The sequence below is a fragment of the Marinobacter sp. UBA5687 genome, assembly GCF_002420325.1.
Taxonomy (GTDB): Bacteria; Pseudomonadota; Gammaproteobacteria; order Pseudomonadales; family Oleiphilaceae; genus Marinobacter; species Marinobacter nauticus.
Genome location: NZ_DIHV01000019.1, coordinates 1 through 14,219, shown reverse-complemented (window position 1 = coordinate 14,219; position 14,219 = coordinate 1). Strand labels below are relative to the sequence as shown.

Below are 14,219 nucleotides of genomic sequence, written 5' to 3'. Positions count from 1 at the left end.
TGTGAATCAGAAAGCATAAGCTTCCGCCTAAGTTGAGCTGATGCGCCATAGCTCATGACTATTGCAAAAGTTAAGTAAAGTCATGTTGGTTAAATGGTACTCAGTCTTGAATTCTGATATTCTCCGGGCAGTTTTTTGTTCAGAATATCGACTTTTTGTGACGGAATAATGAACCGATGATCAGACAACGGACACTCAAAAACACCATCCGCGCGACCGGTGTTGGCCTGCATTCCGGGGAAAAGGTATACCTGACCCTGAAGCCAGCACCCGTCGACACGGGGATCATCTTCCGCCGCACGGACCTCGACCCGATGGTCGAAATCCGTGCCTGTGCGGAGAATGTGGGTGAGACCATGCTGTCCACGACGCTGGTAAAAGACGGTGTCCGTGTGGCGACGGTAGAGCATCTGCTCTCCGCCATGGCTGGTCTCGGCATCGACAACTGTTTTGTCGAACTCAGCGCTGCAGAAGTGCCGATCATGGATGGCTCTGCCGGGCCGTTCGTGTTCCTGCTTCAGTCTGCCGGTATCTCCGAGCAGGAAGCGGCCAAGCGTTTTATCCGCATCAAGCGCGAAGTCACTGTGGAAGAGGGCGACAAAAAAGCTACCTTCCTGCCGTTTGAAGGCTTCAAGGTGAGCTTCGGGATTGATTTCGATCACCCGGTCTTCAAGGGCCGTGCCCAGACAGCGACCGTGGACTTTTCCAGCACCTCCTTTGTGAAGGAAGTGTCCCGGGCCAGAACCTTCGGGTTCATGCGCGATATCGAAAAGCTGCGGGCGATGAACCTGGCACTGGGTGGCAGCGTGGATAATGCGATTGTGGTGGACGACTACAAGATCCTCAATGAGGACGGTCTCCGCTACGATGACGAGTTCGTCAAGCACAAGGTACTGGATGCCATCGGCGATCTCTATCTGTTGGGCAACAGCCTGATTGGTGAGTTCCGTGGTATCAAATCAGGTCACGACCTGAACAACAAGCTGCTGCGCAAGCTCAGGGCAGAAGAAGATGCATGGGAAGTAGTGACCTTCGATGATGAAGCCACTGCACCTATCTCTTACATGAAACCTGTGCTGGCGGCGGGTTAAGGCGGGAAGCCTTAATCCCGGACGTGGCTGGCGAGTTTTTCGAGAACCTCGCGTAGAGCTTTATCCTTCGTGTGCCCGGCTTCCTCCTGGAGGAGCCGGGCATTTTCTTTGCTGAGCGGCTCTTTTACCGGTTTGCGTCGGCTGGCGAATCTGGGTGGGCTGACCTTGATTCTGACCTTCCAGACGTAGCGGAACAGTTCATTCTCCCTCAGTGCCGACATGATCTCGTGCTGGCGGAAGCGCAGTCGCGTGGCTTTGCTCGCATTATTAGTGGACAGCACCAGTTCCCCCTCCCGACAGCTGACGAATCGGGTAGCCTCGGACAGTTCTGCGGGAATGGCCGCGAGTACCAGTTGTTCGGCCTGTAGGTGCAGTTCGGCTTTGGACATCAGCTCTTTGAGCGTATTGTTGCCAGCCGATCCTTTGCCGAAGATCATTTTTTGATCATTTTTTTCCGTCATGGTCGCTTTTTTCTCGACGAGCCTGTTTACGATTGGTTACACTTCGGCACGCTTTGTGCGTAGCGCCATTGTTACTCTCGTTTTACATTGTCACGAGTGAGAGAGTCTACCGGGCGCTGCGATTATTCAGTACGTAGTTGTTGCCAAGGATAGCAGACCCGCTCGGAATATTTCCGGGTCGCAGCACTACAGGGATACGGTTGCGGCTCAACAATGAAACCGAAAGACGATATGAACGTAATTTTCGTAGGCAAACGTCACGGTCAGTCCAGGGCAATACCGCTGAATGGGCCGCTGTTGTGTGGCCTGGTCTTTCTGGTGTTGGCCACGCTGGCGGCAGCCGGATGGGCTGGCTATCAGGTGGCGATCAGTCAGTTTGAAGCTCGGCAACCCACCGAGTCTGAGCTTGTGGCCGGCTGGAAAGAAAGGCTGCAAGATCAGAAGGACGAAGTCGCCCGGGTTCGTGAGAACGTGCAGCAGCAGATTGATGCACTGACCCTTCGGCTGGGCCAGATTCAGGGTCGTCTGCTGCGCCTGGATGCGCTCGGCCAGCGATTCGTGGAAACGGGCATGGTCGCCAGCGATGAATTCAATTTTGACAAGCCGGCAGCGGTTGGTGGCCCCGAAGAAGATGTGCTACCCGGGGATTCCTACACGGCTCCCGAGCTGACGGACATGATCAATCAGTTGGAACAGCAGATCAACGATCGCGAAAAGCAACTGCGCCTGCTCGATAAAGTCGCTTCCCGCAAAAAGCTGGAAGATGAGCTCTATGTGCAGGGGCGGCCGATCACCTGGGGCTGGCTCTCGTCCAAATACGGATACCGCTCGGATCCTTTTACCGGAAAACGTACCTGGCATGCCGGTGTTGATCTGGCAGGCAAGGAAGGCAGCGACATTATTGCCGTGGCGGCTGGTGTTGTAACCTGGGCCGACGAGCGCTATGGCTACGGAAATCTGGTTGAAATCGACCATGGCGACGGCCTGGTTACCCGGTATGCCCACGCCAAGGCCATCAAGGTTAAGGTTGGGGATGTGGTGCAGAAAAGCCAGGTTGTTGCACTGATGGGCAGCACCGGCCGGTCCACCGGCCCCCATGTGCATTTTGAAGTTATCCGTAATGGTAAATCCGAAAATCCCGTGAAATACATCCAGCGCGCAAGCCGCTGATTCCATTCCCGTGAACCCCGCCTTTTGTCCTGTCGCCAAATAAGGTTAGAATGCCGGCTTCCTCCGTTTAACTGAAGAAGCAGTGGTCTATGTTCACAAAGCTTGCAACCAAGATGTTCGGCAGTAAGAACGCCAGAGAAATCAAGAGGATGCGCAAAGTAGTCACGCGCATCAATGAACTTGAGGAACAGTTTGGCGCATTGTCTGACACCGAGTTGCAAGGCAAGACTGCTGAGTTCCGGCGCAGACTTGATGAAGGTGAAGCGCTGGACAGCCTGCTGCCTGAAGTGTTTGCCACAGTGCGGGAGGCCAGCCGCCGGGTGATGGGCATGCGCCACTACGATGTCCAGCTCATCGGGGGCATGACCCTGCATGAAGGTCGAATCGCCGAAATGAAGACCGGTGAAGGGAAAACTCTGGTGGCTACCGCCGCGGTCTACCTGAATGCGCTTCCCGGTAAAGGCGTGCACGTGGTAACCGTGAACGATTACCTGGCTCGCCGTGACGCCGAGTGGATGGGCAAACTTTACCGCTTCCTCGGCATGCAGGTGGGAGTAGTGGCGTCTGGCCAGCCACAGGAAGAAAAGCGGGCTGCTTACCAGGCCGATATTACCTACGGTACCAATAACGAGTTCGGTTTCGACTATCTGCGCGATAACATGGCCTTCAGTATTGAAGACAAGGTTCAGCGCGGTCTTAACTTCGCCATTGTCGACGAAGTGGATTCCATCCTGATCGACGAGGCCCGTACACCGCTCATTATTTCCGGTGCCGCTGAGGATTCTTCCAAGCTGTATCAGGCCGTCAATGCACTGGTGCCGAGTCTTGAGAAAGGCGAAGTCAGCGAGGAAGGCGAATCCTCCGGTGACTTCACCATTGACGAGAAATCCCGCCAGGTTGAACTGACCGAAGCCGGTCACGAGAAGGTCGAAGATCTGCTGCTTGGCCAGGGCCTGCTGAAAGAGGGCGAAAGCCTGTATTCGGCTGCCAACCTGAGCCTGCTGCACCATGTACACTCGGCGCTCCGTGCCCATCACCTGTTCCAGAAAGACGTGGATTACATTGTCCAGGGCGGTCAGGTGGTGATCGTAGACGAACACACTGGCCGGACCATGCCCGGTCGCCGGTGGAGCGAAGGTCTGCATCAGGCGATTGAAGCAAAGGAAGGGCTCAAGATTCAGGCCGAAAGCCAGACGCTGGCGTCGACTACCTTCCAGAACTATTTCCGTCTCTATGACAAGCTGGCCGGTATGACAGGTACCGCCGATACCGAAGCCTTCGAATTCCGCCAGATCTACGGCCTGGACGTGGTGGTGATTCCGCCGAACAAGCCGATCCAGCGGATTGATTACAACGACCTGGTGTACCTGACCCAGGAAGAGAAATTCCACGCCATTATCGATGAAATCAAGGATGTGACCGCAGAAGGGCGGCCCATTCTGGTGGGCACCGCATCCATCGAAGCCTCCGAGCTTCTGTCCATGCTGCTGAAGAAGGCGCGGATTGACCACAAGATCCTGAACGCCAAACAGCACGAATCCGAAGCCCTGATTATTGCCCAGGCCGGACGGCCGGGTGCGGTTACCATCGCCACCAACATGGCGGGGCGGGGTACCGATATTGTCCTCGGTGGTAACTGGGAGTACGAAGTTGCGGCCCTGGATAATCCCTCGGAAGAGGAAGTGGCTCGCATGAAGGCGGAGTGGACTGAGCGCCACAACCAGGTACTGGACGCCGGTGGCTTGCACATCATCGGTACCGAGCGCCACGAGTCCCGCCGGATTGATAACCAGCTCCGGGGTCGTGCCGGTCGTCAGGGGGATCCGGGCTCTTCCCGATTCTTCCTCTCGCTGGAGGACAACCTGATGCGGATCTTTGCGCCGGAGCGCGTGAAGAATCTGATGCAGGCCATGGGCATGAAGAAAGGTGAAGCCATCGAGCACCGGATGGTCACCAATGCCATTGAAAAGTCGCAGCGCAAGGTCGAAGGCCGCAACTTCGATATGCGTAAAACGCTGCTTGAATACGACGATGTCGCCAACGATCAGCGTACGGTCATTTACGAGCAGCGCAACGAGGTGATGGCGTCCAACGACATTTCCGAGATGATCGATACCATCCGCGAAGACGTGGTGGATTCGGTGGTCAGTGAGTTTATTCCGCCGCAAAGCATGCCCGAACAGTGGGATGTGCAGGGGCTGGAGGCTCAGTTGCAGTCCGAGATGGCGATTGAGCTGCCCATCCAGCAGTGGCTGAAGGACGACAATAAACTGTATGAAGACAATCTTCGCCAGAAGATTCTCGACGCCATTGTGGCTGAGTACAAGGCCAAGGAAGAAGTGGCCGGTTCCGAAGCCATGCGCAAGTTTGAGAAGCAGGTGTTCCTGCAGGTGCTGGATACCCTGTGGAAGGAGCATTTGTCCAACATGGATCACCTGCGCCGGGGTATCCATCTGCGTGGCTACGCTCAGAAGAACCCGAAGCAGGAATACAAGCGCGAGGCGTTTAACCTGTTCGAAACCATGCTCGATACCATGAAGCGTGACGTTACCCGGGTTTTGTGCCATGTGCGGGTTCAGAGCCAGGAGGAAATGGCGGAAATCGAACGTCGACGCAAGGAAGAGCTGGAGCGGGAAATGGCGCGCGCCAAACTCCGTCACGAGCAGGCCAGTGCCGCCCAGGCAGAAGGCGAGGGTGACGATGGCCAGCAGGCAACCCCGGAGACCTTTGTCCGCCAGGAGCGCAAGGTCGGTCGTAACGAGCCTTGTCCCTGCGGGTCTGGCAAAAAATACAAGCAATGCTGCGGAAAGGTGAGCTGATCAGCCACTGAGTAGCCGGAAACCAGAACCCGCAATTCGCCAGTGCGCTGGCGCTTGCGGGTTCTGTCGTTTGAAGATCAGGAAAATTCAAGGAGACAGGCATGGCGGTAGGTCCAGGAACCTTACCCGATTTCTTCCCGGTGGCGGGAATCAAGCTGGGCATAGCCAGTGCGGGGATCAAAAAGCCCGGCAGAAAAGACATCGTGGTGTTTGAGCTGGCGCCGGAAACCCGGGTAGCGGGTATTTTTACCCGCAACCAGTTCTGTGCGGCCCCAGTGGTCCTTAGTCGCCGCCACCTGTCCCAGGATGCTCCTCGATATCTGTTGATCAATACCGGCAATGCCAACGCCGGTACCGGCGAACGGGGCCTGACGGACGCCGCGGCCTGCTGCGAGGCGCTGGCGAAAGAAGCGGGCATTTCTGCCAGCCAGGTATTGCCGTTCTCTACCGGGGTGATTGGAGAGCCATTGCCGGTCGCCAAGATCGTCAGTGCACTGCCAGAGGCTTTGGCCGACACCCGGGAAGACCGCTGGGCAGAGGCGGCATCCGGCATCATGACCACCGATACCCGCCCTAAAGGCGCGTCGCGGCAGCTGGATCTGGATGGCCATCGGGTGACCATTTCCGGAATCAGCAAGGGCGCGGGCATGATTCGCCCCAACATGGCCACCATGCTCGGCTTCATCGCTACCGATGCCCGTCTTGCGCCGGAGGTACTGCAAACGCTGGCTTCTGAGCTCGGCGAGAAGTCGTTCAACCGCATTACCATTGACGGCGACACCTCCACCAACGATGCCTGCATGCTGTTGGCCAGTGGCCAGTATGGCGGGCCTGAGATTACCGCCGACAGCCCGCTGCTGCCGGAACTGCGGGCGGCCTTGCAGGACGTATACCTGGAACTGGCCCACGCCATTGTCCGGGATGGCGAGGGGGCTACCAAATTCGTCACCATTGATGTCAGCGGCGCAGCCAGCCAGCAAGAAGCGCTTGATGTAGCCTATACCGTGGCGCACTCCCCGCTGGTGAAAACCGCCCTGTTCGCGTCAGACCCGAACTGGGGGCGTATCCTGGCGGCCGTTGGTCGTGCCGGTGTGGAGAATCTGGACCTCAATGCCCTTGAAATTTACCTGGGCGATGTCTGCCTGGTGCGCAACGGTGGCCGTGCCGACGACTACTCCGAGGCTCGGGGCCAGGCGGTGATGGATCAGGAAGAGATCACCATTGCTATTGACCTGAAGCGGGGCAATGTCCGAGAAACGGTCTGGACCTGTGATTTTTCCCATGATTACGTGACCATCAATGCCGAATACCGTACCTGAGTCTGTCGAGGGTCTTTCGGCTAACCGTAAGACTGTTCATGTAGCGGTGGGCGTGATCGTTCGCGATGGTCGTGTCCTGATTGCAAGGCGCCCGGACAAAGCCCATCAGGGCGGTTTGCTGGAGTTTCCGGGTGGTAAGGTCGAGCCCGGAGAAACCGTCCAGCAGGCACTGTGTCGGGAAATCGCCGAAGAGACCGGGCTGGTTCTGACTGAGGACAGCCTGGAGCCGGTGATTGGCATACGTCACGACTACGGCGACAAGTGTGTGTTTCTTGATGTCTGGTCAAGCCACTCGGCTCAGGGCGAGCCAGAGGGGAAAGAAGGTCAGCCGGTCAGCTGGCTGGCTCCTGAGGCGCTCAAGGACGAAGAGTTTCCTGCCGCTAACCGGCCCATCATCAGGGCGCTGCGATTGCCCCATCGGCTGGCGGTTACCGGAACAATTGAGGATGCGCCGGCAGGCCTGGCCAGACTCGGTGCCGCTCTCGACCGGGGGCAGCTGGATTCACTGGTGGTGCTTCGCGCTCCGACCCTCTCCGGGGCTGCGTACCTTGAGCTGGCCGTAGCGGCTCTGGGCGGGTGCCGGGAAAGGGGCGTCGGGTTGATTCTGCATGGGGCGGCAGACCTGTGTCGGGCCGTTCCAGATGTCCAGGGCGTTCACCTGCCCTGGCGCGAGGCGCAGCAGCATTCAGAACGCCCTGTCAGCGACGATTACTGGTTGGGTGTATCTTGCCATAGTGCTGAGCAATTGCGCCATGCAGAGCGCCTGGGGGCGGATTACGTGTTCCTGGGTAATGTACTGGAGACGCCCAGCCATCCGGGGCAACCCGGAATCGGGTGGGCTGCTTTTCAGGCGTTGGCCGCAACGGCAAATGTGCCGGTTTACGGTATCGGAGGTCTCGGACCTGAGCACCAGTCCCGGGCCCGCGCGCTTGGCGGCCAGGGCGTGGCTGGTATCGGTTTCTGGTGGTAGCCATCTGTGGCCCGGGGCGATTACGGATTCCAACCAGGCCCGGGCCATGCCAAAGTAACCTCTTCAACAGATCAATCGGAGTTTTCTGTGACAAAACTGACCCATCTGGATGACAAGGGTGAAGCCCGAATGGTGGATGTCACCGACAAAGCGGTGACGGAACGCGAGGCCAGAGCCGAGGCCTGTGTCCGGATGGCTCCGGAAACCCTGAGAATGATCCTGGAAGGTGAGCACCCCAAGGGTGATGTGCTGGCGACGGCCAGGATAGCAGGCATCATGGCTGCGAAACGAACCCACGACCTGATTCCCCTGTGCCATGCGCTTAACCTGACCTCCGTGAAAGTCGAACTGAGGGCTGGCGATGATGGCGCATCGGTGGCGATCGAGACCCGGTGCAAGCTGGCTGGTCAGACCGGTGTTGAAATGGAAGCGCTGACGGCCGCGAGTGTGGCCGCCCTGACCATTTACGACATGTGCAAGGCGGTCGACAAAGGCATGGTGATCGATACTCTGCGCCTGCTGGAAAAGAAAGGCGGCCGCTCCGGCCACTGGCAGGCCCGGGAGCAATGATCTGAAGCCTGGCGGCGACCGTAACCTTTCGGGTACTGCATAATCCGGAGGGGAACTGTGTCGACACTACGCCAGGCAAGCAGCCGCATGATAGAATGCCCGCCCAATTTATCCGAACCACGAGGAAACACAGTGGCTGTTCGTTACATTGAAACCTGCCGTTTGCCCACCCCCTTTGGTGTGTTTGATATGCACGGCTTTGAGGAGCCGGACACCGGGAAGGAGCATGTGGCGCTGACGTTGGGGGACATTGATAGCGCAGAACCACTGCTGGCACGGACCCACTCGGAGTGTCTGACGGGCGATGCCCTGTACAGCATGCGTTGTGACTGTGGTTATCAGCTGGAAGAAGCGTTGCGCAGTATCGCCCGGGAGGGTCGGGGTATTCTGATGTACTTGCGGCAGGAAGGCCGCGGTATCGGATTGCTGAACAAGATCCGGGCCTACCGTCTGCAGGACCAGGGCGCCGACACCGTGGAAGCGAATGAGCGTCTGGGCTTTGGCGCAGATCTCCGGGATTACAGCATGTGCAAGGACATGCTTGAGCACCTGGGCATCAAAAGCCTGCGATTGATGACCAACAATCCGCGCAAAGTGAAGGCGCTGGAATCCTACGGCATCAACATTGCCGAGCGCGTGCCTCTGCATGTGGGCCGCAATCCGCACAACGAGCACTACCTGAATACAAAACAGAGCAAACTGGGCCACTGGCTGGAAACCCACCAGGATGACGACCCGGTCTGATCGACCTCTGGCGGATCAGTTGTGATCCGCCTTCGTTCCCGAGTTATTTAGCCGCCACCACTGTCGGGTATCCGAGCTGCTCCATTCGCGTGGCAATGCTGCGAAGAATGCCTTCGGCATCCAGCCCACAGTCCCGCAGTAATTCCTTATGCTGACCGTGTTCAACGAACGCGTCCGGCAGTCCCAGTTGTAATACCGGCATGGAAACCTGGCGGGCATTCAGGAATTCCGTCACCGCGCTGCCCGCGCCACCGGCAATAACGTTTTCTTCCAGGGTGACCAGCAGGTTGTGGGTTTCCGCCAGTTTCAGTACCAGGGCCTCATCCAGAGGCTTGACGAAGCGCATGTCGGCGACCGTGGCGCCCAAGGCTTCTGCTGCCTCCAGTCCCGGCGCCAACAGAGTGCCGAAATTAAGGATGGCAATACCGCTACCGTCGCGTACGCGCCGGCCCTTGCCGATGGGCAGTGGGGTGAGTTGCTGCTGGATTTCGGCCCCAGGTCCGGTTCCCCGGGGGTAGCGAACGGCAGCCGGGCCGCTGTATTCAAGGCCGGTGTGCAGTAGCTGTCGGGTTTCGTTTTCGTCCGACGGCGTCATCACCAGCATGTTGGGAATGCAGCGTAGATAGCTGATGTCGAAGGCGCCAGCGTGGGTGGGGCCGTCTTCGCCGACCAGGCCCGCACGATCAATGGCAAACAGGACGTCCAGGTTCTGGATGGCGACATCGTGTACCAACTGGTCATAGGCTCGCTGCAGAAATGTTGAGTAAATGGCCACGACCGGCTTGGCACCATCGCAAGCCAGACCTGCCGCCAGGGTGACGGCATGCTGCTCGGCAATGGCGACATCAAAATAGCGATCCGGGAAACGCTCTGAAAAGGCCAGCAGGTCTGAACCCTCGCACATGGCGGGGGTAATTCCGGCTACCCGGCTGTCCTGTTCGGCGGCATCGCATAGCCACTGCCCGAAGACGTTGGCGTATTTCGGGCTGGCCGGTTTCGGCTTCACCGGTTCCGGCTTGCTGGCGGGCACCGGTTCAATCTTGTTGATGGCATGGTAGCCAATCGGGTCCGCTTCGGCAGGGGCAAAACCTTTGCCTTTGGTTGTGACCACGTGCAGGAACTGCGGGCCTTCCAGCTCACGGATGTTCTCCAGGGTTTCCACCAGCAAGGGCAGGTCGTGGCCGTCGATGGGGCCAATATAGTTGAACCCCAGCTCCTCAAACAGTGTGCCGGGCGCAATCATACCCTTGAAATGTTCTTCGGTTTTCTTTGCCAGGGCCATCAGGTGAGGGGTGCCTTTGAGCACCTTCTTGCTGCTGTCGCGCACCTGATTGTAGGTACGGCTGGAGAGCAGCTTGGCGAAATAGTTGGAAAGCCCGCCGACGTTGCGTGAAATCGACATGTCGTTGTCGTTCAGCACCACCAGCATGTCGGCATGAAGGTGTCCGGCATGATTCAGGGCTTCAAAGGCCATACCCGCGGTCATGGCACCATCCCCGATAACGGCAATGCTCTTGCGGCCGGTTTTCTGCATCCGGGCGGCGATTGCCATGCCCAGTGCCGCGCTGATGGATGTGCTCGAATGACCTACGCCGAAGGTGTCGTACTCGCTCTCTGCCCGTTTCGGGAAGCCGGCCAGGCCTCCTTTACGGCGAATGCTACCCATTTGTTCCTTGCGACCGGTCAGGATCTTGTGGGGGTAGGCCTGGTGGCCGACGTCCCATACCAGCCGGTCTTCGGGGGTATTGAACACGTAGTGCAGGGCCACCGTCAGCTCAAGCACACCAAGGCCTGCGCCGAAATGACCACCGGTCTGGCCAACTGACCACAGCAAGAACGCTCGCAATTCCCTGGCCAGCCGGGGCAAGTCCTCCGCTGGCAGCTCACGCAGCTGGGATGGCACGTCTATCCGGTCGAGCAGTGGCGTATTGGGCCGCTGCGACGGGATTTCCCTGAAAATGTATGTGTCCTGCATCAGCTCGGGTCTTTATCGGAATGTGAGTTCTATGGCTGGCATTATAAGGGAACAGGCGACCCGGTTTCATACATCCCGGGCCAGTTGTTACAAAATGGTGATGCTTTGGCCTTGTAAATGGTTCAGTGGCTGCGCGCCACCACGTAGTCAGCCATGGCCCTGAGGGTGTCGGCTTCCGGGCCGAAGCTCTCCAGTGCGCCCAGGGCTTCATCAAGAAGCCGGGCCAGGTGCTGGCGTGCCCCGTCGATACCCAGTAATGCCGGATACGTGGGTTTCGCCTTGGCCACATCGGAGCCCTGGCGCTTGCCGATAATCTCGGTGTCGCCCTCGATGTCCAGAAGATCATCCTGCACCTGAAACGCAAGCCCCAGCGCGCTGGCGTAATCGGTCAGGTTGGTCAGCTGGCGTTCGGTCACGGTCTCGGAGGTGAGTGCGCCCAGACGAACACTGGCTTCGATCAGGGCGCCGGTTTTGTGCCGGTGCATGGCTTCCAGTTGTTCTACGCTCAGTTGCCGCCCCACCGATTCCAGATCAATGGCCTGACCGCCAACCATGCCCTGATGACCACTGGCGCGGGCCAGCTCTGAAATCATGGCCACGCGTTGTCGGTCTGACAACGCCGGCGCTTCTGACAGTAACGCGAATGCCAGTGTTTGCAGCGCATCCCCGGCCAGAATGGCAGAGGCTTCGTCAAAGGCGATGTGGGCGGTCGGTCGGCCCCGGCGAAGATCATCATCGTCCATGGCCGGCAGGTCATCGTGGACCAGGGAATAGGCGTGGATCAGTTCCAGGGCGCAGGCTGGCGCCAGGGCTGTGCTGTCGTGGCTGCCCATGGCCCGGGCGGCCGCCATGCAGAGGGCCGGGCGTACCCGTTTGCCGCCGCCCAGCACGCTGTAGCGCATGGTTTCCTGGAGCCTTTCTGAGGTGGTATTCCGGGTAAGACTGCGGTCCAGTTCCTGGTCAACCTGTTGGCGGCACTGGTCCAGATAGGCCTCTGCCTGGCGGATGCGATGGTCCATCACTGCTCGTCGTCTGCCGAGAAAGGTCGGGTTTCCAGTGTGCCGTCACTGTTCTGTACCAGCTGCTCGACCCGCTGTTCGGCGGATTTCAGGGCGCTCTGGCATTCCCTTGTCAGTTTAACGCCGCGCTCGAAAGCCGCCAGGGATTGTTCCAGGGACAGCTCGCCCTGCTCCAGGTCACGAACCAGTTGTTCCAGTTCGTTCAGGGATTTCTCAAAGTCGGCTATGGAAGCGCTGCTGGTGTTCTCGCCGGCCATGGGGCGACCTCCGGTCGGGTGTTTCGGAAATTGCGCGGATTATATCAGAGTCGGTTTGCTATCGCTGCCAGCTGAATTGCCGTTTTTCCAGTGTCTGGGCATTGGGCCCCCAGGATTGTTCTGTCACCCTGACTTCGCCCTGTGCATCCACCGTAACGATGGTAGTGGCCCGTGTGCCGTAGTCACTGCCGACAATGAACGGTGACGATAAAAACCGTTCGGTCTCAAGTCCCACGCCGGTATCGGGAAGCATGGCGTCGGGTGCCGGGCTGGTGTCCTGAAGCAGGGGCAGGAGCTCGGCATGCAAAGCCTCGGTACGGTCGCTCGCCGCTTCAACCGCGGAGGCAAAGGCCGTTCTCAGGCGCAGCAGTTTGGGCCAGGGTGTCTGTAAGAGATGGTTGCTCAGGCCAAAGCTGCCACGGAATAGTTGGCGCCCGGGGTGCGCGTCGCGGTTGCTGTAATACCAGCCACCACGTTCTGTCAGAGACACCAGGTTAAAGCCGGCATACCGATCTGTCTCGCCGTTCAGGGCCGCGCCTAGTTCGCTGGCGGGTTCTGCCAGCGCGCGAACGGGAAGTTCGCCCCGGCTGGAGCGGCCGGTTTCCGGGCTGCCTTCTCGCACGTTGGTTACGGCAGCGACCTGACCGTCCGCGCTGATCGCCAGCCAGGTTCCGCCGGAAGCAAGATCCCGGCCTGCCAGAATGTGCTGGCCGTTATCCGCCTGCCACCAGTCCATGGCGGCCGTAGGGCGGCGGAAGAATTCATCCCGATTGGCAGCAACCACCAGGGGAAAACGGGGGTTCTGGCCGATGGCAAAGGCAATTAGGCACATGGGTGAACGGAATTCCTTGGATGCGTGGGCTGAAGTTGCAGGCATTCCTGCGTATCATACCAGCCTGATCTGAGCCGGGGTGGTCTGTAACCATGAGCATGATAGGCATCATCATACTGTATCTTCTGTTGGGCGCATTGGCGGGCACCATGGCCGGCCTGTTTGGCATTGGGGGCGGGCTGGTGATTGTGCCGGTGCTGATCTTCAGTTTCGGGCTACAGGGCATTAGCCCGGAGATTGCTGCCCACCTTGCCGTCGGTACGTCGTTGGCCACCATTGTGTTCACCTCCATCAGTTCCATACGCACACATCACCAGCATGGTGCGGTGCGTTGGGATCTGTTTCGCCCCATGACCGTTGGTATTGTGGTCGGTGCCGTGCTTGGTGCCTGGACTGCGGCAATGCTAAGCGGCCCGGTGCTGGAAACCATTATCGGGGTGTTTGTCATTCTGGTGGCACTGAAGATGATTCTTGAGGTTAATCCGAAACCGGGGCGGGATGTTCCGGGCACCACCGGGCTGGGTGCTGCCGGCGGCATCATTGGCTGGGCGTCGGCTATCTTCGGTATTGGTGGTGGCACCCTGACCGTGCCCTATTTAAGCTGGTGCAACGTCAAAATGCAGCAGGCGGTGGCGACGTCGGCGGCCTGCGGCTTCCCGATTGCAATTGCGGGCGCCCTGGCCAATGTCTGGACCGGCTGGCAGGATCCCCATCTGCCCGAGCTGAGTCTTGGTTTTATCTACCTGCCGGCGTTGGTGGGTGTGGTCGCCACCAGTGTGTTCTTTGCACGCATCGGCGCCGGGCTGGCCCATCGTCTGGATGGACGCCTGCTCAAGCGCATCTTTGCCATTATGCTGGTTCTGGTTGGTTTACGGTTTCTTCTGAGCTGAGAGAGCATTCATGCTGCAACATCCACAGTTTGACCCGGTGGCGATCGCCCTTGGGCCGTTGAAAATTCACTGGTACGGCCTGACCTATCTGGTCGGGTTTGC

General features: G+C 58.8%; 13 protein-coding genes and 1 pseudogene. 9 read left to right on the top strand and 5 right to left on the bottom strand.

The window, feature by feature from the left end; translation table 11 throughout:
• Positions 1-176 precede the first annotated feature (176 nt).
• Positions 177-1,091: a UDP-3-O-acyl-N-acetylglucosamine deacetylase gene (gene lpxC, locus B3Y70_RS01995; RefSeq protein ID WP_011785905.1), complete on the top strand. Its 915-nt coding sequence runs from the start codon at positions 177-179 to the stop codon at positions 1,089-1,091.
• Between the two features lie 11 nt (positions 1,092-1,102).
• Here the strand turns inward: lpxC and B3Y70_RS01990 are convergent, their stop codons facing one another.
• Positions 1,103-1,552 carry a DUF721 domain-containing protein gene (locus tag B3Y70_RS01990; protein WP_153740859.1) on the bottom strand — a complete coding sequence of 150 codons (450 nt, stop codon included), beginning with the start codon at positions 1,550-1,552 and terminating at the stop codon, positions 1,103-1,105.
• 231 nt (positions 1,553-1,783) lie between these two features.
• Between B3Y70_RS01990 and B3Y70_RS01985 the strand changes: the two genes are divergently transcribed.
• The 6 genes from B3Y70_RS01985 (at position 1,784) to ribA (ending at position 9,144) form a co-directional block, all read left to right on the top strand.
• Positions 1,784-2,722, top strand: coding sequence for a M23 family metallopeptidase (locus B3Y70_RS01985; protein ID WP_227548904.1), 939 nt, complete (start codon positions 1,784-1,786; stop codon positions 2,720-2,722).
• 89 nt (positions 2,723-2,811) lie between these two features.
• A complete protein-coding gene (gene secA, locus B3Y70_RS01980; protein WP_286896442.1) occupies positions 2,812-5,541 on the top strand; it encodes a preprotein translocase subunit SecA in 2,730 nt (909 codons plus the stop codon).
• 101 nt (positions 5,542-5,642) lie between these two features.
• The gene (argJ, locus tag B3Y70_RS01975) at positions 5,643-6,860 is read left to right on the top strand and encodes a bifunctional glutamate N-acetyltransferase/amino-acid acetyltransferase ArgJ (RefSeq protein WP_222448341.1); all 1,218 of its coding nucleotides are present in this window, start codon (positions 5,643-5,645) and stop codon (positions 6,858-6,860) included.
• Positions 6,841-7,830 (top strand): Nudix family hydrolase, encoded by a 990-nt coding sequence (locus B3Y70_RS01970; protein ID WP_286896437.1) that lies wholly within the window; start codon positions 6,841-6,843, stop codon positions 7,828-7,830. Before argJ ends, B3Y70_RS01970 begins: the two co-directional genes overlap by 20 nt.
• Before the next feature lie 87 nt (positions 7,831-7,917).
• Complete coding sequence (moaC, locus tag B3Y70_RS01965; RefSeq protein WP_286896434.1) at positions 7,918-8,400, top strand: cyclic pyranopterin monophosphate synthase MoaC; 483 nt, start codon at positions 7,918-7,920, stop codon at positions 8,398-8,400.
• Positions 8,401-8,532: 132 nt separating this feature from the next.
• Positions 8,533-9,144 carry a GTP cyclohydrolase II gene (gene ribA, locus B3Y70_RS01960; RefSeq protein WP_014420644.1) on the top strand — a complete coding sequence of 204 codons (612 nt, stop codon included), beginning with the start codon at positions 8,533-8,535 and terminating at the stop codon, positions 9,142-9,144.
• A 43-nt stretch (positions 9,145-9,187) separates the two neighbouring features.
• Here the strand turns inward: ribA and dxs are convergent, their stop codons facing one another.
• From dxs to B3Y70_RS01940, 4 genes are all read right to left on the bottom strand, one after another.
• Entirely contained in the window at positions 9,188-11,119 is a 1,932-nt protein-coding gene (gene dxs / locus B3Y70_RS01955; RefSeq protein ID WP_288589109.1) for a 1-deoxy-D-xylulose-5-phosphate synthase, read from the bottom strand.
• Positions 11,120-11,241: 122 nt separating this feature from the next.
• Positions 11,242-12,138 carry a (2E,6E)-farnesyl diphosphate synthase gene (gene ispA, locus B3Y70_RS01950; protein WP_153740865.1) on the bottom strand — a complete coding sequence of 299 codons (897 nt, stop codon included), beginning with the start codon at positions 12,136-12,138 and terminating at the stop codon, positions 11,242-11,244.
• Positions 12,138-12,395, bottom strand: coding sequence for an exodeoxyribonuclease VII small subunit (locus B3Y70_RS01945; RefSeq protein ID WP_011785895.1), 258 nt, complete (start codon positions 12,393-12,395; stop codon positions 12,138-12,140). Before B3Y70_RS01945 ends, ispA begins: the two co-directional genes overlap by 1 nt.
• A gap of 58 nt (positions 12,396-12,453) precedes the next feature.
• Positions 12,454-13,227, bottom strand: coding sequence for an NRDE family protein (locus B3Y70_RS01940; protein ID WP_153740866.1), 774 nt, complete (start codon positions 13,225-13,227; stop codon positions 12,454-12,456).
• A 92-nt stretch (positions 13,228-13,319) separates the two neighbouring features.
• Here B3Y70_RS01940 and B3Y70_RS01935 point away from each other — a divergent pair, with 92 nt between their 5' ends.
• Both B3Y70_RS01935 and B3Y70_RS01930 read left to right on the top strand, forming a co-directional pair.
• A complete protein-coding gene (locus tag B3Y70_RS01935) occupies positions 13,320-14,117 on the top strand; it encodes a sulfite exporter TauE/SafE family protein (protein ID WP_286893640.1) in 798 nt (265 codons plus the stop codon).
• A 10-nt stretch (positions 14,118-14,127) separates the two neighbouring features.
• Positions 14,128-14,219 (top strand): annotated as a pseudogene (locus B3Y70_RS01930) (prolipoprotein diacylglyceryl transferase); the annotation flags it as partial.